The following is a 21291-nucleotide window of genomic DNA, read 5'->3' on the forward strand; positions in this document are numbered from 1 at the left end:
GTAACTATATACCGCCTTAGATGGAGAAGTGTTCGCAAGTAATATGTCGACCAGTGCCTACTCGATGCGGGACAGTACGCTTGATAGCATCAGGATATGGACGCAACGGGGACTCGGTATACCCCGCCGTTTTTTTTGTTTTCAGGAGAAACCGCTTTTACTCTTGATTCTCGCGTCTATGTCTCTGTGTCGACTAACACGTTGGGGGTTATATACCCCATCTATCTTATACATAACAAGTCGCCAATCACCCCGACCACCCCCCGTGTCGTCATACCCCTTTAAATCGATTGTGTACACCTTTTGCATTCCAAAAATCGGATCCTTTACTTCGCCTTTATATTTATGGTAGCTATAGGAGCTGATATCTTCTCGCGCCAACCATTCGTCAATGACATTGTGCACTTTTGTCTTTTGCTCTTTTGTTAGTGCCATGTAGTTATTGGTTTCTTTGAACCCCTCAACGTCGACGGTGTAGGGGACGGCAATAGGTGCCTGAGCCTGGGCTTGGCCCGGATCAACTGGAGCGGCTATATTTGCTGTCTTTTGCCTGGAGAGGAAGCGTGGAGCGAATACTTCAAATCCGAAAGATTGCGGCACGGTCGTCGCCCTTCTTGGTACCTCGGGCTGTGCATTTGCCGCTTGTAACATGACGGAGTTGATAGAACCACTCTTTATTTGGCTACTGAGACTAGATGAATTTGATCCTTTAAGAATCTTGGCGTGATCAGGGTTTTTGGGGGCGTACGCATGCTTTGACCCATCAGAAAATCCTTTGATATCGGTCAAGCTAGGGTCGGACACTAAACCCTTGTTATAATTAAAATTTCGAACTTTCTGACGTTCCGCCTCCGATAGATTAAATGTTTGTTGTAACAGGCTACTTGGAGACAGAGGCGGCGCTGATTGTGCCTGGTTATTCCTGCGCGAGAAATAAAACCCGAGAGCTCCAATCAGTACCGCCCCAACCACAGCTGCCCCGGCTATCAACTCGGGAATTTCCGCACTCAACCCCCGCCTATCGACTTTGCCAATGGGATTGTTTTGCACCATCCCATAAAGATTTAACCCATCAACCGTCCCCGCCGGATCCGGATTAACCCACCGCCCCAACCACGGCGCGTAATACCGGAATCCATAGTAATAGAGCCCACAGGCATCCTGTTCCTTGCCCGAATAGCGAATGGTCTTGTAATCGGCATCAACCTGCGAACGAGCGGCCCACCACGCGGTACCTCCATAGGGGTAATAGCCCTCATGACTGATGACTGCCGCGTCTTTATCCACTTCCAGGCTGCTGGAACCCAGGTGATCGTCGAGGCTGTAACGCAGTTGATCGATGTCGATATCGTCCGGTTGACCCTTGACCCACTGCAGGCAACGTACGCTGCCACGGGCCAGTGGCACGCAGATGACCTGGAGTTCTTCACCGTCGTCGGTGGTGCGGACTTCCAGGCCGGGAAGGTAGTGGACGATACGTTGGTGGGTAACGGCGTGTGCCAGTTGGGTACTGAATTTGACGACCCGTTCACCCGCAGCACTGTAGCGATAGCACTCGCCATCATTGGCGGCTGACGAGCGGCGAACGGTGGTCAGGCTTTGCAACTGATTGCGCGCATCCCAGGTCATCGATTGGGCACCGGGAACCAGGTGTTGCAGGTTGCCGTTTTTGTCGAACTGACGCTTGAAGTCCGGCTCGTCTTCGCCTTCGTCCCATGGCAAAGCGCGATTACTGTGCGAATCAACACGCAGTGTACGGGTGAATGGATTCTTGTCGCTCTCATGACGCAATCCGGTTCGGTTCCCCCCCGCGTCGTACTCGTAATGCTCGGTGTAGTTGAGCAACCGATTGGGGTCGATGGGGCTGGGGATGATCAGCTTCGGCAAGCCCGGGTTCTGGCCGGCATCCACCGTTTCACGGCCCTTGGCACATATGAGCTGGTCGAGGCTGTCGTAGGTGTAGGTGGTTTCTGGTGCCACGCGCTGGTTGGCAAAATAGCTGACGGGTTGGGTATGGTCCACAAGTCGGACAATGTTGCCGACAGCGTCGTACTCATAACTCAACTCCTGTAAGCGCTCGCGCTTTGATGTCACGGCGGTCAAGCGCTCCAGCCGGCCGGTCGACGCCTCGTAAATAGCCGTACTGATGACGTCGTTGCCGGCGATCTGGGTCAGCAGTTGGCCTTCTGCGTTGTACTCGGTCGCTTTAAGTAACGGTTGCAGTGCCTGCCCCTTGAGGGTCAGGCCAATGCGTTGCAATTGCCCCGCGCGGTCAACGCTGAAGTGTTGTTGATGACCACCGGCATCGGTCTGCACGAGTACTTCGCCCAACGGACTGTAGCGGCTTTCGGTGGTGTCCCCCTCGCCGAGTTGCAACAAGCGGTCGCTATCAGACTCCGCGGCGGGCCAGTCAGCAAACTGGTCTGCCTGATCCGGCAGAAAACGTCGGGTCTGGCGGATCAGCCCGCCGCTCAGAGACTGCTGCTTGAACCACACGGTACCGGCCGAATCGTCATGGCGGATCACCTGCCCGCATTGATTTCGCTCGGCGAATTCGGTCGTATTGTCGGCATAGATCAGGCGTTCGATGGTTCGTAAGTCCGAGTCCTGGATTTGCTCATGGATCGCGGTCGGTCGCAGTTGTCCGTCATACTCGTTCTGCCAATGGCTGCCCCGGCCGTCCCAGCACTCCAACACCTGTCCGGCCTCGCCCGATAACCCAAGACGCCACCCGGCATCGATACTGTCAGTGAACAACGTCGCGCTGGACAGGCTGTAAATCGTGCTCAGGTTTGGCCGGGCGATCGGTGCCAGGAACCGCGGATCGCGCTGCGCCACTAACCGCCCGGCGACGTCATGCTGCTGGACAGTAGCCCGCGTTTCGGGAATGAGTTCGCTGATATCCCGTCGATAGTACGCCACCTGACGCACCGACAAACCACGGCTGTCAATGATCGCCAGGCGCGGGGTATGTGAGTGAATGCAGGGGTTCAATGGAGCGTCCTGGTCGTTCGTCTTTGTGCGGGCGGCGGTTCAAACAGATCGTTCTCATCAAAGGCCACGGTGCACCAGATCCAGTACCAGATCTCCCGGCGCAACGGTTGTAATTGCGCCGGGTTGCCTTGCAGCATTTTCTTCGCCAGTACGGTCTCGGTCGGTCGGCCTGCCGCGTCGTAGGACTGCTGATCGTGATAGGCGTGCTTGCGCATCGATTGATCATTGATGTAGCGCGGTTTGTCGGCAAAGTACGGCCGATAAATCCGTACCTTTTCGCCCTTGTTGTTGTACTCGACCGGCTCACTGACCCGCCAACGGCGCGGCACCTCGGCTTCTTCCGGTGTACCGTCGTCCTTTAGGATCAGCTCGCCCTTTGCATCGACCAGCCACGACTTGCCCGGTTCGACCTCCACCTTGGTTTGCAACGGCCGACCGAAACCGTCCAGGCACCCGATGCTCACCCTCACTTGCATCTCTGCATCACCGGGGTAGCGGTCGGCCAGCAGGGTGACGGCGTACACCGGCTCACGGTGTGCCGCATCGATCTCGTTCTTCAGGATCTGCTCGTTCGCGTCAGGGCTTTCCAGACCTTGAAGATGCTGTCGAGCCCTTTCGCAGATATGTCCGCTGGGCAGAATAAAACCTTCGGTTCTGGCCCAGGCCAGCCATTCAGCGGGCGGTGACGGTTCGCGGGAGACACGCCCCATCCAGCAGAAGGTGTCCCAGAAACCGGCACTGGCGAAATTGCCGATGGCGGCTTTCGGCTCGGCAATGGCGATAGCAGGGTCGCGGTCTGAAGGTGCCACATAGGTCTCCAGAGGATCGAAGCCTACGGCTTTTCCCAGTTCTGTGCCGTGGAAACTGGTCACCATCGGCTCGCCGAATGCACTGTAACGCGCCTCCTGGATATTGCGGTTGGCATCCTCGATAGCCGCTGGCAGGAATGAGCGGTAGTCAATGTCAAGGCTGCGGGTGGTACAACCGTCCGGCAATGTGACGGCGGTGATCACACACCAGTAGTTGTCGTAGGTCATCCGGGTAATGCCGTGGCTTTGCGTCTCCCGGTACTCCTTGACGTTATAAAAACCATCCAGCCCATGGTAGGTCGGGAAGCCCCGGTGCACGGACCACAAATAACTTTTCGCGTCCTCCGGGTCCGGAACCGATTCCTTTTTCACCGCGGGCAAGAACAGTTCCATGATGTGGTAACCGACCTCGGGCGATTCGAGTTTTTCCTTCAAGTTGAAGGGCATGTTGCCCTGCTCATCCTTGAGTTTGTCGTAAGCGCTCAGGGCGACTCCATCAAGTTCCGCCGTTTCCACGTAGGCCGGTAATCCTTCGAAGGTCGCTTTGCCCGGCGTCAGGGGTTGACAACTGACCGGGTCCATGTAGTGCTGCATCGACAAACTGGTCAGCACCGAATGTTTCGCCCAGTTGCCATCGTCCTCGCTCTTATCGAGGAAGCTTTTATAGTTGATCTCCTCGGCGCTCAGCTCTGATTTTTCCAGCACCAGGGCATTGCTGCGCTGCTGATAAGCCAGGCCCAGGCGCCAGGCCTCAGGGTTCGGCTGGTCGTTACCCATATGGTGGATGGGCTTCGCTTTGACCTGTGTCAGGTACCAGCGTTGCTGAGCGGGGTCATGGGCGTCCCTCCAGTAGCGTATTTCATGTTCATCGCTGAAAGGCGGTGAGTCTCCGGGAGTTTTGCGGCGAGCGTAATGAACGGCCCAGCCATGAAGGAGACTGCCGTACTCGTCCCACTCCAGATTGATCGTGTGCTGGCACAACGGGTCCTCGGCGATGTGCGGCTCATACTGGTAACTGATCGATTCCAGCTCCATGGGCTGGAGTACCGCGTAAGGCTGATGCTCGCCTTTGGGGCGTAATACCCGCACCAGTGCGCGGTTCTCCTGAACAACGTAAGGCACGGCGCTGTCCCTGCCGTGGTCATCCGCGTAAACCTCCGAGCGCACGACCCTGCCGCTCAGGCAGCGGGCTATTTCTCGGGCAGTGTCTTCGTCCGGCTGGTCGAGTGGCTGCGCCGCGCGGTCGTTGAAGTGGTAGTTCTGCAGCAGGGTGGATTCGAGGGGAACGGCCCGCAGATCGCGAATGTAATAACCCTCCCTCGACGCGTCGATGGACTCGCCCGTGTGGAACCAGGTCATGCTGCGGATAGGCGCAGTGAAGCCCGCAGTTGCCCGTTCAGCCTGGGTAGCTTCGGCGTCGGTCTGCTCCAGCAGGCGAAAGCCGCGGAATTCTCGTTCGACGCAGTCGTAATAACCGCCTCGGTACGTGAAGCTCTGGGTCAGCCGATTACCGGTGATGTCATCGATCTGGGTTTGCTGGCTCACCAGGTGCATGGCGAATGGCAGATGGGCCACAGGGTTTTCCACCCCTGCCTGTTGCTGATCCCGCTTCTCATCCAGCCATTCCTGGGCCGAGCTGCGGTAGGTCACGCGGCTGCTGGCGCCCATGTTGTTGCAAGTTCCGTTAATCAGGTAGGGCTTGGCCTTGACGAAATCGTAGCGCCAATGCCGTGGCTCCATGTGCGGCACCGTCAGGATCAGGCTGGAGCAACCCAGCCCCTGCAGGTCGGCGGTGCTGACCTGGCAGAGTGAGTCGTAACGCACACCGTCTGGCCAGGGCAGTTTTTCATCCGGTATCAGTTGATAACCGTTACCGGCATGGTTCATGAACACCAGAAAGTGATCACTCTCCAGATAGATCAAGTCGACCGCCCCCGAGCCGTCGAGATCGGCCAGCAACACCTGGGAGGCATTGAACTCGGCGTAATCGAACGGCAAGGCACACAACACAAAGCCTTTGCCGAAACGCCCGTGGCCCAGGTTCGGCCAACACTTGACCTCGTTGTGACGGATGCGTACCAGGTGCGGCTTTCCACTGCCGAGTACATCGGCGAAGAGCACCAATTCGGTCGGGGTGTTGCTCAGCAGTGGCAGGTCATCGTCATCCCCTCCCACCGTTTTATCCGGGTGTGGCATGTCGATGCCGTCGGCGAACCCTGCCTCACGACGGTTGGCATAGAGGCGCACGCTGCGAGTACCAATCAGCGCCATGTCGCTCAGGCCATCGCCCACCAGGTCGGCCATGTGCGCCATGGGGTGGAAAAATTCGCTGGGGAAGGCCTCGAAGGGCACGAAGTTCGACCAGTTTCGGTCCGGGTCGAGGGTGAAGAAACCGCACATCCCAGGCATGGCTACCACCCAATCCAGCTTGCCGTCACCGGTCAGGTCCATGAGGGACTGGTGGATCGGCTTGCTGCTGTCAGCGTGCGGAATGAGCGGCAACAGTTTCCAGTCACCGTAGCACACGTCGTCACCGCAGGTTTTAGCGCGCAACGGCTCGCTGTAGTACCAGACATTGTCATAGCGACACAGCACTCCCGACATGCCTTCGCCGTACAGATCCACCAGTTGGTAATGCAGCCCGTCGTTTAGCCCGGGCATGTCCGGAAACCGGGTGTAGCCCTGGCGTTGCGGGTCAAGTTCGAAAGCGTTGTAGCTGAACTCCATCGGCGGTCGGCTTTCTACCTGCCCCAGGCTGTCATAGGCCTGGATGTGAGCGGCCGTCAGGTGGTTGTAGCCCAACGGACTGGGCCGGTGTTCCAGTAACAGGCGCTGGACCAGCACCGGTTTATCCCCCAGCTCCTTGACGAAGTGATGGAACATCAACACCTGCCGGCACAGGCGCCGGGTGCCCAGTTCGAAACCGTAGGCGTAGTTCCAGAACGTGTCCCTGCGCTCGGGCCATGGCTGCTGTTCGTCGAAGGTCGGCATCTGTTCGAGATCGGTGCTGCGTTCGCCATAATCGAACACCAGGTGAAAGTGCCAGTGCTGGGCTTTCCAGCTGCCGGTGTCCCAGGCATACAGATGGGGATTAGCCTTTTCATTGCCGTAGTACACGTGCTTGAGGTAGCGCTGGGCACGGTAGTCGCGCAACTGCGGCGGTGCCGGAGCGTCCTCTTCCGCCTTGTACTCGTAGACGATATGTTCACCCCGGGTGTCGAGGCTTTCCTCGATCATCCAGACACCGACATGCGTTGGCTCATTCGGGTCGGCCCGGCGCGAATCGTTGGTTTTGCCATAGATATGCAAGCTGCCATCGGCGCCGTGGATCAGCCAGAACCCTGCGGGGTCTTTGGTGGTGGACCAGTGCTCGATCAGGTCGAACCCGCCTTCGACCCTGGGCCAGTGACGCACGACGAAATGGTTGTCGGCGAATTCTGTACCATCGTACGCCTTGACCTCTCGGGAAATGACCTTGCCGTCGTCATACCGCTCGGGCATCCATACATCGCCGCCGGGGCCGACCACCTGGTCGTTACCGTCGTAGGTCGGCACACCCTTGGTGGTGCGCAGGGTGATGGCATTGACCGTCATCCGCCAACCAATCCCGAACGGACTGTTGCCCACATCGCTGCTGTAGCCCAGCCCCAGCGCCGGGGCAAAACCGCGCCCGAGGGAAATCGGCAAGGGTAACTCCAGCGACGCCGCCCCACTGGTGCCCACTGCGCCCAAGCCCTTGCCGATGCTTTGGATCGCACCGCCGCCTTTGGGGAGGGAGGGAGGGGTGATTTCGACCTTACCTTGATTGTCCATGGCCATCGTGGGGTCCACCGTGACAGATGCTTAGCGCGGGCAGAATGCCCGGATGGACTCAACTTATCAGGTGAGGGGGCCATCTGCGACCTGTCAAACCTGACAGGTCGCAGAGATTTTCCTAGATTGAGCTCGTTCGAAATACGGCGTTTTAATCGCCATTTTTTCTGGTAAAAAAACTGCCTGCAGCTGCCAGCAGACCGTAGAAGTCTGACTTGCCAACAATGACGCCTGTGAAATCGCTATCGTCGGCAATAGGTCTTGTAAGTGTAGGCCGGGGCGCAAGGTGGTGTAGTCAGTGGCTGACAACAGCAAATCATCGGAGGAAGGGAGATACCGTTCGTCGCGACTGTTAGTTATTACAGGCAGGAAATCCGTGACGGGGACAGTATCAATAGCACGGTGAGTTTTTGACGGTGACGCGTACAGGAGTTGGAAGACATGTCAGAAGAAAAGCTTGATGTAGCTGCTACCCCCCCTCCGAATATGGAGTCTCCCTTTAAGGATATGGCATACGACTCGCCGTTGTGGGTTGTTGGGAGAAGCGAGTTTGGAGCTAGCTCGCCAGGTGTTATCTCCCTTGCGCTGCTGACTTACCAGCCCTTTTCGGAATATGAATACGCTGAGAGCGCAGAGGCTAAACAAGGATCGGGGGGCGATTACGTCCATAACAAACCTTTGCCGCCGGGGCCTTGTTCGCTGGTTATTCAGTACCATAAACGGACTTCATCCCCCCCAAAAGACGAAGATTCGGTTAAATACAATACGGGTATGTTTTACATACGGACCGCCCCCGAGTAATCCCCCCCTTCTGATATCGAGTGCTTATCAAAAAGCAAAGCAACTTTTTGGTGACAGTCCGTGCCCATTTCCCGGGACTGGAAGCACCGGCTTTGAAGTTGCCTGGGGTTTACCGGTGGTGTGCATTTTGTCGCGATCAATATGGCCATCCGCCAACCATCGCCCCTCCCATGTGCTCGGGAATCTGCAAAGGCGCAAACTACCGTTCGTCGGAACTGTCAGTTTTTACAGGTAGGTGCCTGTCCACCTTGAGCGTAGAAAAAGCACCACAGAGCAAACACAGACTCACGCTCTCCCATTCGTGTCGCTCAGGGGACATACCCTGGCTTACTGGAGATCTACGATGAGCAGGGATTTCACCGACTCCTCCCTCAAGAAGCTTTTCGAGCTGACTCCTGGCGCTCATGACCTGGCGACCCAGACCCGCTGCGACCACTTCATTGCAGAGGGAGGCTCGGTGTTCGAGCTTCTGAAGATGGGGCGTCAAGGTGTAGTAGAGACGTTCGGGCTGCACAGCTGTGATGCGCAAGTGCTGCTGGACAAAGCCATGAGTCTGGCGGTGTATACCGCTCGCGAATTTCGCGAGCAGCGTCTGGTGAGTTCGGTGCCGCCCAATCCGCTGCATCGTACCGGTATCAGCTCGCTGGTGGAGACGCCCACCTTTGGGGATTTATTCAAGCCTAAGTGGGGGAATGCCAGCCCTTCAGAAAGTCCGGACTCGAGCATTTCCCCGGCAGCGTATTTTTTGAGGCTGGTTCTGCTGGCGCGGGATCTTGAACAACGCGAAAAAGGCGGTGCCGGGCTCATTACCTTTGAAACCCGGCGACCGGATCTGACTCGGCTCGTCATTGACACGGCCAGCATGTTTCAGATCAAACCGACCGTTGTCCTGGTGAACGAGGTGCTGGAAAGCATCATCAAAACCTTCATCGGTCCTGCGGTATTGAAGGATCAAGTGGTCGATGACCTATTGCTGGTAACGCGTTTTCCGCATCAGTCCATGCCGTTCGAGTGGTATGCAGAGCAATGGAAGCAGGTACTGGAGGAAATCAAGCTGTCTCTGGGCGAGGTAGTGCGCACCATCGACGGAACGGCTCCCTACTTCAAACAACCAGGCGCTCGGGGTGATCTGTCGGATATTGCACTTCATCAATCGTGCAACATCGGGCCTCAAGGTCAGCGGTTGTTGACCGAGAATTTTCTCCCCGCCGACGCCGACAATGACCAACTTACAAAGTTCTACAAAGACAACTTTGGCTCCACCGAGACGCATATGAAGGACTCGGTGCATTTCTGCGCCCAGACCTCGATAGATGCGAAGACGTTGACCTCGTTGTTGTCGATTGAAGACAACATACCAACACGCTCCAACAATGTGAACTCAGCGGTCGTACCGGCGGCGTCACCCGAAGTGTTTGGTTCGGTATTCATCAATAACGGTGACAGCACGCCGATGGACCTCACGCCTCCGGTCGAGGGCAGCACGCGCCAATTCAAAGACTCCAGCCTCAACCGTTTTGAGCGGATGAACCGTATTCTGCGTCTGAGCCGTTGGCTGAAACTGCCTCCAGACCAGTGCGATCGGCTGCTCCATGCCGCATTCAATGCAGAGCTACGGGGTGAAATCGCTGACCCTGAGACCCGAAAACGCGAGTTGGCAAACAAGCCTTTCAGGATCACCAACAATACCCTCCGTGCCATCGGTCTGTTTCAGGAGTTTCGTCTGCGGTTCAAATGCTCCGCCAAGCAATTTTCCGCCCTGATTGACGAAATCTCCCCTTATGGACGAGGGAAGGAGCCTTCACAGTTCGACGAGATCTTCAACGCTCAGGCCCTATTCGACACGCCCCTGACAATCGACGGCAGTTGCTTTGCGATCGAAGCGCAAACGCGAGCCGACAAGCGCATCGTCGATCAGATTTGCATCAGCCTGGGGATCAACCAGGAGACCTGGAGTTACCTCGCGCGCTTCGTGGCCAAGAGCTACAACCTGACGGACGAACTGCAATGCAGTCTGCCGATACTCTCGTCCTTCTATCGCCTGGTACTGCTGGCCTCTTTTCTGCGCATTAGCGCCATCGAGTTGGCGGCCTTGTTGGAGACCTTGAGCGAGCGGCACGGGAGCGAGTTGCTTCAAAGGATGCTCGGTGAGTCCCGCCTGCTGGTCAGCGGCACCGGCGGCGTTGGTGATGTGTTGAGCGTGATGCATGCCGCGCAATCCTGCGTCCAGTGGGCACAGGACAACGACTTGAGTGTGGGTTGGCTGGTGCAGCGTGTGGCTCCAGTGATTGCCCCCCCCATGGCCACCGAAGCGGAGGTCGCGTTACTGCAAGAAATCCACAAGCGACTGCAGCCGGTACGGTTCTCTGAAGAGACACTTCGGGCGGCAGGTGTACCACAGAGCAATGATGCCAATTCTGAGGGCTGGTTGTGGTTGCTTAAAGACCTGGTTGACCGCGACGGTCTCATTCTGGAGCTTACCAGTAACGAGGAGGTGGCACGTGCAGAAATTCAAGCAGCCGTAGCACTGGCGCAGCTATCGAAAGCGGAGGCTGAACGGGTCCGCCCGGTGATTCTGGCGCTGCTGCTGCAAGCCAGGGACGCTCAACATGCGGTGGTCCAGGAAAGTCTGTCGGTGTACTTGAGTCTTTCGCAGGACCTTGTACTGCCGTTACTCAAATGGGTCAACAGGGGGGGGGCCTACCTGCTACTCATGGAGACAGCCCGGGCGCTGGACGCAGTCACCTCGGGTACGGAAAAAGTCAATGTCGGCGATGATGTGCTGAGCCTGCTGGCACACCTGGTACGGCGTGCGGAAGTCATTCAAAAACTGGCGTTGAGTTCAGCGATGCTGGTGATCCTGACCACCGGGGAAAACTGGAAGTGGTTCGGCTTCAAGCATCCGGAAGAACTCACCCTCAGTACGCTGTATTACCTGACGCTGTTTCAGCGGATGGTGACCCACACCGGGCAACCTGCCGAAAAGCTCCTGCAGTATTTGGAGCTGGTCAATGGGCTTCCAAAAGTCCTGGAGCCTGAAGATCTGCGCCTGATCCGTGATTCTGCGGCAACCCAGCTGGCCGACGTCATGAAGTGGAGCGTCAGAGAAGTGCTCGAATGTATCCTTTATCTGAGCCCGTCAACGCCGGTGATCCGCGATCTGTCCACCCTGGATACGCTGCTGCGCATTCGAGGGCTGGCGATCAGCAGTAAACTGGATGCGAAGGCCATCATCGGGTTGGGCTCACTCACTCCAGACAGCGACAAACATGCCTGCCGCAGCGCGGCAGAACACGTTATGGAGTGTTTCTCAGGGTCAACCGTGCAGGGTCAGTCTCAGGCCATTGGCGAAGTCGGCCAGAGCGTGACTCACGAAATCAGGTGCATCAACGACACCCTGATTGCCAATGTGAGCAATGAATCTGCCCTGATCGAATTGACGCTACGCGATCTCACCAACCGGCCCTTGCCGAACATCACGGTGACCTGGACCTGTGACCGCCCCGGGTTAGAGGAGGAAGCTTCAAAAACCGATGATGAGGGACGTGCAGTGGTTCGCTTCAAACCGCAGAAGGGGCCATGGATGGGTGCAGTGCAAGTCAAAGGCACCTATGGCTTGGCTCAAGTGGTTTACGCACCGAAGATCCTGATTGATTGCGATGAGTCCACACTGGGCTTCAGCGCTGACAGCACTCTAGACCCGGAAGTTGACGAAACATTCCTGGCGGGCGGCGAGGCGTTTTTCGAAGTGTTTGTAAAACTTGTAGACACGCACCACAACCCAGGGGTGGGCCGTACCGTGACATTTTCCGGGCGGGTTGTCGATGCTGATCCCAAGGCGTCGCGCACTGACGAACAAGGTATTGCCAGAACCAGAGTCAGAAGTATCGAGCCCGTGGAGAAAGCGAGCCTGGAGGCCAGTTACAGCACCAAGGATTCGCTGGTCATCAACAACATCACCTTTGTCGACCAACCTTCTATCAAACTCCTGAAGGTAGTGTCGATGGCCGTCGCCGGACAACCGCTGGTGCTTGAATGTCATGTGGTCGGCCTTGGCAAGCAACCGTCGCCCAAAGTGGAGGTCAAGTTTTATTCCGGGTCTGACCCCAATCCGATCAAAACAGTCGTGACTGATGACGATGGCATGGCGCAACTCACCGTAGAAGCGCCGAAAACAGGAAAAGAGATATACATCGCCAAGGTCACGATGCACGAGCAGCGCCTTGAAATCGATGTCGCCAGTGCGGCGGTGATTTATGGCGAGTCTGCCGAGTATGTGTATCCAGTTGCGAATTCGGGTACATCCACCCTGTTGTGGGTCGCAGTCAGGGAGCGGGCTGATAACCAGGCCAGGACGATCGCCAACTGTCCGATCTGGTGGAGCGTCTCCGGTGGTGAGAACAAGGAGGCGCCAGACCCCGTCTGCTATCCAACCAATGCATTAGGGCGCTCTACCTTTCCCTTCGAGGCCGTAAAAGAAGGGGACTATGTGGTAACTGCAGTCCGTAAAGGCACCCCTGAAGATAAGCGCACGTTCGCCCTTAAAGTTGTCCCGGCAATTGAGTGGACGTTCAGGTTGACCGAACCCGCAACGACTGCTGTTGTCAGCCGGGTGTCCGCCAAAGAGCCACTGGCGTTTGTCAGAGGCCATACCTATACGCTCGAGATCGATTTGCCTGAGCCGGTTGACCTTAATGACGCCCGGGCGATGCTGGCCTGGACTGGAGAATTCTCGGCCAAGGGGCTGGGGATGATCTTCAACCCGCCAACCGGTGCCTACGTCGAGATCGGCGCCTACAAAACCCTCCGTTGGAATATTGACTGCAAGGACCTGCGCAACGGCACTTTCGACTTGACGTTCTACTGCAATCGACTCAATCAGCGACTGGTGTTGCCTGCTCGTCTGGATGCGCCAGAACCGATACTGCTGGATCCCGCCACTGGCGATAGCGTGGAAGTCCAACCGTTGCTCACCGGCACCGGCAGCCCGTCGGCCCAGATCTATGTGTTCGAAGGTCGGGGGGGAGCGCTGTTGGCCCGGACCAGTGTCGGTGACGATGGCAAGTGGTCGGTAAGGATTGCCGAACCTCTGTCGGCGGGACAGCATGTGTTCTCGGTCAAGCAGCGGCATATCGACACGACCGAGGCATGGGCGCCGGACGTCTGGGTCAATGTGGACACGAACTATGTTGCACCGCCTCAGGTCTTGAGCCCTCTGCCAGACGCAAAAGTCAGGCCTGAGCCCTGGTTTGAAGGATTGGGTTTACCCGGTGCAACAGTTCGAGTGGCAAATGCATTGAACGGCAACATTGTTTATGGCAGTGGGCTCGTCGGCAAGGACGGTCGTTGGCGAGTTCAGCTTAATAAACTGCAAACCGCAGGCGAGTACTCGACTATCAGTGGGTGTTTTGTGAATGACGATTATTCGAATCCCAAATGGTCGCAAGCGCAAATGGTCGAGATTGTAATTCGAGAATGACGGTTTTTCGCGGGTATTCCCCACGTACTGCCTTTGCGTAACCCGCATTGGTGGCTCGGCATAACAAACGGGTAATCGAGTGTAAACAAACTTGATGCGGCAGTTTATCGCCAGAGCATGACTCGACGGCCGACAACAGAACAGGAGCAAAACAATGGACACGTCCATTATTGGTACATTGGAAGAACGTCGTTGCATGGCCCTGGCAGACTTCTATTTGGGGCAAATAGCGCCGAAAGAAGATGAGGCTCGCCCCGACGAATCCAAGTTGAAGCTCACTTCACTCGATGACCTGTATCAATACCTGTTGCTGGACACCCAGATTGGCCAACAACTGGAAACATCACGACTGGCAGAAGCCATTGCTTGCCTGCAACAGTATATCGGCGCTATTTACAGTGGCCTGGCATCAGCGTTATTGCAACATCAGTGACTGGGCCGGTTATCAGATGCTTCAAGATTATCCGGAAAACTATATCTGCCCGACATTACGTCTGAAAAAATCCGATTCGTTCAAGGAACTGGAAAATAGCCTGGGGCATGCCAGCCTCAGCGATGCGGCTGTACAAATGGCCCTGTTCGAACATTTGAAGCAATTTGAAGAGGTGTGCAACCTCAAATTGATATCGGCCTATATCGACAGTATCGAAGGCACTGCAAGCGAGAAAGGTAAGAACTTCAAGAATGCCGATTACTACTTTATTGGTCAGCAAAATGTTCAACCCTTTGGTTATTTCTGGCGCAAGGCGCATGTCGAGGTAACCGCTGGCTGCACGTTCCTTAACCCGGCGGCCTGGACCGAGTGGAAACCCATCGGTATCCCTGCCTGTGCGATTGTACTGGCGATGCGGCCAGTGTTTTTTGCCGGGCGTTTGATGGTCGTTCAGGTGGAGGGGGAACAAGCCCCGCCCCTCAAGGAAAAAGACAACGACGGTAACGAAATCATTACAGAGGGCACCTGGCAAATCGAGGCCAAGCTCTCCTACTTGCCGGTGAATGGGATCTGGTCGACACCCTTGAGTCTTGGGAAAAAAAAGACGTTTGCCAAGGCGTCTGTGGAATCCGCTCGTTTGGTGGTGGTGACCCATGCCGGCAACGAAAAAGGTGTCGATGACATTATGCAGATGTGTTTTACCACGACGGATTTGCCGCCGGAGCAAGCAGTAACGGTAGAGGACGAGAAAGAACACGGATGGATTTTCGCAGCGCGCAATGCGTTATTCGAGACTCAGACACCGAACATCGCAAGCCTGAAGGTATTGGCCAATGGGCGCTTTGCCAATCAAGATAGTTTGCAGCATAAGCTCTTGCTCAGTGAGTCTGCCGTGTTGACTCAAGTGCGTGTACCGCCGAAGAGCGTTGCGGCAGTTGATGACAGTCGGGACGGCATACTGAGTAAATTTCTCTCATTGAATATCAACTTCAGTAGTCGGCAACGTGTGGTCGAAGGCGCGCTTGAGAACGTTAACGTATTACAAGTGCAAGGGGTCTGTGATCTGACTCGGCCCGAGTTCGACCTGAAGGATATTGCCTTTGTCGTTAAAGAGGAGGTGGCAAGCTTTATCACGTTTTTTGAAATATCCAGGGTCGGTACCAAAGGGATCAAGTTGACCTGTTTCCACCAGTCAACTTCGGGATTTGACTTTTCGCTATGTTTAGAAGATGTAAACGGTAAGCCCGTTGCAATAGGGACATTCAAAAGGACAGACTTCGTATTAGCGAACGACTGGGTGTCGGTGAAAAAAGATATAGTGCTTTCCCCTCAGCAACTGGAATTGTTGTGGTTATGCAAGCCGCTTGAAATAAAAGGCGGTGCCGGCTTTTCAGTCTTGATTGGCACTCAGTCCGTGCCATTGAGTAGCAGCGACAACAAACTCTCAATGTTGAAAAAACCGGAGACCGTTGCGTTAGCCCTGAAAATCATGGATGGGGACACTGTTGCTCCGGGTGTTTGGCAGCAAACAAGCGAGTTGAACGGCTGGTTTCAAACCCCATGGATCGAGTATCGCTGGACAGGTAATCCTGTCGGTAAAAAACTGAGTGTCGTGTGGGGCGAGGACGCCGATGGCCGTTATGGTCGTGACCGCGATGACATCGAGATCAAGCAAGTGCCCAACGCCAGCAGCGTACCGCTGCTCAGCAACCAGGACTCTGGCGCACAGTTCCTGGATATGCGGCCACTGAATCTCCAGGCGTTGAAATGGATCCGCCTCAACTCCCTGTTTGGCCCGGAACTGGTGGCCAAAGCGGCCATCTCCATCGACGAAGTCTTGTCCCTGGCTACTCAAAACACCCCGGAACCTGAGCCTCTGGGCGCTGGTGCAGCTACAGCGCCCATCGATTTCAACGGCGCCCACGGCACCTTTTACTGGGAGTTGTTCTTCCACTTGCCGTTCCTGGTTGCCCATCGTCTGTGCGAAGAGCGCAACTACCATGAGTCGCAGCGCTGGTACCAATACATTTTCAACCCGCACATCCGAACGGCACGGCCGGAAGAAGAGGATCCGAGTGAACGCTACTGGCTTTGCCGCCCGTTGCTGGAGGTCGGCAACATCTGCTTTGAAGCCAAGGGGCTGGTGGACCCCGACGCCATTGCCTTTTCGAAGCGGATTCACTATCGAAAAGCCATTTTTATGGGTTATGTACGCTGCATCATTGCCCATGCTGATTCGCTTTATCGGCGGTTGACCCGCGACAGCCTGGTGGCGGCAAAACTGCAATATGTGCGCGCCCTGTCGCTGATGGGCACGGCACCCACTGGCGAATCCATGAGCCACTGGAAACCCATGTCGGCATTCGACATTCTCGAGCCTGAGCCTGAGCCTGAGCCTGAGCCTGAGCCTGAGCCCGAGACCCGTGCCACTGCTTTGGAGGCGTTCGCACGCTCGCTTGACGTCGACGTCGCGAACCTGCCGGCGCGGGTCGAGGGTACGCCAGACTTCAAGCTATTGGCCCTGGAAAATGTCCTGCGCCCCTTTATCAATGATCAACTGCTGGACGTCTGGAAATACATCGACGAATGCCTGTGGAACATGCGGCATAACCTGACCATCGATGGCAAACCGATGATGCTGGCGCTGTATGCCCCAGCGACCAATCCGTTCGATCTGTTGCGAGCCCAGGCGGGTGGTTCTTCTGGCGCATCACGCAATGCGGGTGGCTGGCGGAACATTCCGCACTATCGTTTCCGCACCCTGCTGGCTACCGCGCAAAACGCGGCGCAGATACTTATCAGCTTTGGCCGGGAAGTGCGTCAGTTGATGGAGGCGCGTGATCGTGGGCAACTGGAGGAGCTCCAGCAAAGCCATGTCCTTGCACTGGGAGGGCATGCCAAGACCATTCAGGAGGAGACGATCAAGCAACTGGAGGCCTCGCTGGAAGGGCTAAAACAAAGTAAGAAGATGATTCAAGAGCGGGTTAAACATTATGAAAATCTCAATAAGAACCCGTTACTGCTGCCAGAAATAGCTGGGGATGTTTTCGCGTTAACCGGCAAGTTACTGGGTGCTGCGGCAATGATCCCTCACGCAGTTGGGAGTGCTATCAACGCAACCATTAAGGAGCAACTGCTCCCCGGGCAAATTGGCCCGTTTCCCGCCGCGCTCGCAGGTACTGTAGGCGGGGAACGCGGGGCGCCCGTGAATGCCGTCGGTACTGCGCTGTCGATACTCGGTGGTGTCGCATATGCAACTGGTGAAGGCTTCCAGCGAGCCGCCTTTTACCACCGTCGAGGTCAAGAATGGAGCTTCGCCGAAGCCCAGGCCAACAGCGAACTCTCGGTGGTCGCGGAGCAGCTCACCGCCCATCAACACACCCTCGAAGCCGCCAAAGCCAGCCTGGCGCAGACCCAAAAAGCCAACGTACAGGCCCAGGAGCTCTATTCGTTCTACAAAACCCGGGCCACCAACGTCGAACTCTACCGCTGGTTGCTGAGCCAGATGGCCACGCTGTACTTCCAGACGTATGACGCCGTGGTGGGGTTGTGCCTGAGCGCCGAGGCCAGTTGGCAGTATGAGATGGGCGATTTCGACACGCAGGTGATTCGCCCCAACGTCTGGATGGACAACCACCATGGCCTGTGCGCAGGTGAGTCAATACTGCTTGACCTGCTGCGCCTGGAACGCATGTTCCTTGAGCGTAACGAGCGTCGGCTGGAGCTGACCAAGACCATCTCGCTGCGCAACCTGTTCGAGCAACAGCAAATACACTGGGCTGAGGTGATAAAGGAACTCCTCCAGACGGGCAAACTCGATTTCGAGTTCTCTCAGCAGCTGTTCGACAGCGATTACCCCGGTCATTACTGCCGGCAGATCGTCACCGTCGAGCTGTCCCTGCCGGTGACAGTGGGCCCCCATCAGGATGTACGCGCGACGCTGACGCAAACCGGTAGCACCACGGTGCTCAAAGCCAACATCGATTCGCTCGATTACCTGTACGGCGAGCAGGACCAGATGCCGCGATCCGGTATTTTGCTCAACCTGCGCAGCCACCAGGCAGTGGCCATCAGCCGCAGCCAGGTGGATGCCGGCTTGCACCAGCTGACATTCGGTGATGAGCGTTATCTGCCCTTTGAAGGGACAGGGGCTGGTTCAAGATGGCGGCTTCACTTTCCACGGGCCGCCAAGTCGACTGAACAAAAAAAACTGATCAAAAGCCTGACGGACATCATCGTGCACGTGCGTTATCTGGCGAAGTCCGGGGGTACGGCGTACACCGACGCAGTTCTGGATAAGTTGGGAGACTCATAGTAGAGCGTGGCGGAGTTGCGAAATAAGCATTCAACAACCCTGAATCAATCGAGGTAAAAACATCATGAACGAAGACGAAATCCCGGGGCGTAATTTTATTAAAGCTGGCAGATTCCCCTCAGCCTGGAAGGATAGCTGGACACATGCCGGTGGCTTCGCGCGTACTCTTGCCGATCCTGACTACGGTTATTACTTGCTTATGAATGACAAAGCGGTAGTTACCCAGATATTCCAGACAGCGGATTTCACAGCGGCCCAACTGGAAAAAGCGTGGTATGGGCTGAGTTTTCAGTATGAAAACTACGGCGACGGTTCAAACTCCAAAGTGATAATAATTACCGGCGATGGGATCGAGCAGCCGATTGATCTCAGCGGCAAAATCCCCGACAAACCCATGGCGGACTGGAACTATTTTCCGCCTTATCCGCTCACTAATATCATTGCAGACTACGAAATCATCACGATTGAACTGCACGGCTCTGACTTAAAGGAATCGAGTGGTTTACGCATGACCGACGTCAATATTCAACTGCATCTTGAGCCTTTGAAGTTGAGTCGTCTTCAGGTCGATGAAGTCCCCTATGAAGTTTAACCAATAACAGATTGTTCCCTGTTGAGTTCTCTTTTTTGCAGCTGGAGAGATACACCATGGCACTTGATCGCGAATCCAAAGCTACGTTCATTCCTTCAGTATATCTTTGCCACGGTGGAGTTCATGACTTCTCCATTACGGCGGAAAAAGACAGCCCCTGGACCAATCATGGCGTCAGCCTTAATGGTGAGTCCGGTAAACCTCTGACACTGACTGCTGAGCCAAAAATCGGCACAGATCAACCGTTTGAAGAGTCAGGAGCACGTTGGAAGATCAACTGCCCAGCCAAAGGCGCTGATACACCAGTGGAAACATTTCAGCTATGGGTCCAGACCGAGTACACCTCACCCGCGTATAAAATCCCTGTGTCACTGGGGCATCACCGGGTCGTTATTGAGGTCGTGCTTAGCCCGATTCGGCTCTCGGTGGTGGGGCAAGAGGTAAAGGCGATCATTCAGGTTGAGTCGTATTACACCCAGGAGGCATTGGGCGACGTCAAGGTTAAGTGGCGTGTAGGCAATACGGTTGTCGATGAGGTGGTAACCACGGCCAATGGCCAGAGTTCATTCACTTTCACTCCCGAGACGGTCGGAGAACACACCATCACTGCCGAGGTAGAAAGCCTCTACTACGGCCCCGATGTTCCCGTTGAACAGTCATTTGACTTCGAGGTGTTGGAGAACAGCCCCTGGGAGCAAGCCACGCTGTCCATGAATGGGACTCCGGTTGATCTGAGCAAGCAGGATCTTGTTATTTTTCGCGGACAGGAGAATGACCTGACACTCGAGTTTGCGCAGCTGACAGATTATGGGTTCACTTTACAGCTGGTCGAGTCTGACGCAGGGCTGAATGTAGAGGCGAATCCGCCATTCGAACTTGAACAGCCCATGCCGCCGACCGGGCAGTTATGGACCCTCACGCCAGGAAAGGACAAAAGCGGCTTTTGCAAGCTACGCATCAGCAGTCCAGCGGTGAGTGTTGATTGGGAAATAGTGTGCCGAGTGTTTTCGACCGACCTGGGCGATGAGGCAGAGATCGAGATTGGCGGCATGGTCGTTCCGGTCGGGGGCAACACGTTCATCCGTGGCCAAGGCCAGACCGTTACGCTGAAGCCTAAACTCGGTAGTCCGCTGACCGGGCATCCGGTGACGCTGACCTGCGTGATCAAAAGTGGTCTGGACGTAGCCAATGTGGTAAGTGCGCCGGCATTGGGCAGTGAGCAAAAAGTTCACAGCTGGGTCGTGACCGGGTCGACCAAGAGCGGCACCTTCCAGTTAACTCTGACCGGCAAGGACATGACCACGCCGATCACCGTTGCGGTCAGCAAGTTGCTGTCGACCAACCTGGCCGATGAGGTCGGCGTCCTGATAGATGGCAAGGATGTTCCGTCTACTGGTATCGACTTTTCCCCAGCGACCCCCTACGTTGTTACGCTCAAACCCAAACCCAACAGCCCTTTGACGGACCATTCCGTAATACTTAAGCGCTCGATCATCACGGGGCTAGAACCTGAAGACTTGAAGTGTGAGCCGCCTTTCGACCGGGAGCAAACGGAGTACAGATGGACCATGACCGGTTTGCCCGCAGACGGCACGTTCCAACTAGAGCTGGTGGGCAATGATATGACCCAGGCCTTGCTTGTGCCGGTTTGCAGGTTGTCCACTGACAACAGAACGGACGTTTTTACTGTTTATCTCGATGGCACTTATCTGGGAGTTGTCCAGCGAATAGTTCTGCCCCGAAATGTCCCGTGTAGCTTTCGTCTCAGCAGAAGCCACGAATTTACTACTGCACAAACTGCCATGATGCGCTGGGGCACACCTCCCACTGGAACGGGGGTAAAAATTGATCCAGATATGGGGAGCCACCAGATAATAATGACCGGTGGGTATTTTAAATGGGATATGACGCTCCCTGAAATCGGCGTATTTTCGGCAAGGGTCTATATTTGGAAAGGGACACTTATTGCCCCATCCTTAATTGCATCTACACTCTTCACCCTAGTAGTGCAGTAATAACAAAACCTCAATTACCCCCCTTGTCAAATCCTCTATT

7 protein-coding genes are annotated in these 21291 nt (G+C 55.8%); 5 read left to right on the forward strand and 2 right to left on the reverse strand.

Translation table 11 applies throughout. From position 1 onward, the window contains the following. Window positions 1-141 precede the first annotated feature (141 nt). Window positions 142-2994 (reverse strand): RHS repeat domain-containing protein, encoded by a 2853-nt coding sequence (locus tag AO353_RS04750; RefSeq protein WP_219731481.1) that lies wholly within the window; start codon window positions 2992-2994, stop codon window positions 142-144. Further along, window positions 2991-7622, reverse strand: coding sequence for a SpvB/TcaC N-terminal domain-containing protein (locus AO353_RS04755; RefSeq protein WP_054593917.1), 4632 nt, complete (start codon window positions 7620-7622; stop codon window positions 2991-2993). Before AO353_RS04755 ends, AO353_RS04750 begins: the two co-directional genes overlap by 4 nt. A 1138-nt stretch (window positions 7623-8760) precedes the next feature. Here AO353_RS04755 and AO353_RS04765 point away from each other — a divergent pair. The 5 genes from AO353_RS04765 to AO353_RS04780 all read left to right on the forward strand — a co-directional run bounded on the left by AO353_RS04765 (window position 8761) and on the right by AO353_RS04780 (window position 21251). After that, window positions 8761-13896 (forward strand): Tc toxin subunit A, encoded by a 5136-nt coding sequence (locus AO353_RS04765; RefSeq protein WP_054593919.1) that lies wholly within the window; start codon window positions 8761-8763, stop codon window positions 13894-13896. A 154-nt stretch (window positions 13897-14050) separates the two neighbouring features. After that, window positions 14051-14329 (forward strand): neuraminidase-like domain-containing protein, encoded by a 279-nt coding sequence (locus AO353_RS31470; protein ID WP_237142961.1) that lies wholly within the window; start codon window positions 14051-14053, stop codon window positions 14327-14329. 16 nt (window positions 14330-14345) lie between these two features. Continuing rightward, a complete protein-coding gene (locus tag AO353_RS04770; protein ID WP_237142962.1) occupies window positions 14346-18644 on the forward strand; it encodes a neuraminidase-like domain-containing protein in 4299 nt (1432 codons plus the stop codon). A gap of 64 nt (window positions 18645-18708) precedes the next feature. Continuing rightward, window positions 18709-19236, forward strand: a complete 528-nt coding sequence (locus AO353_RS04775) for a hypothetical protein (protein WP_054593920.1) — start codon at window positions 18709-18711, stop codon at window positions 19234-19236. A gap of 56 nt (window positions 19237-19292) precedes the next feature. Then, window positions 19293-21251 carry an Ig-like domain-containing protein gene (locus AO353_RS04780; RefSeq protein ID WP_054593921.1) on the forward strand — a complete coding sequence of 653 codons (1959 nt, stop codon included), beginning with the start codon at window positions 19293-19295 and terminating at the stop codon, window positions 21249-21251. The last annotated feature ends 40 nt before the right edge of the window (window positions 21252-21291 follow it).

The sequence above is a fragment of the Pseudomonas fluorescens genome (genome assembly GCF_001307155.1).
GTDB lineage: Bacteria > Pseudomonadota > Gammaproteobacteria > Pseudomonadales > Pseudomonadaceae > Aquipseudomonas > Aquipseudomonas helvetica.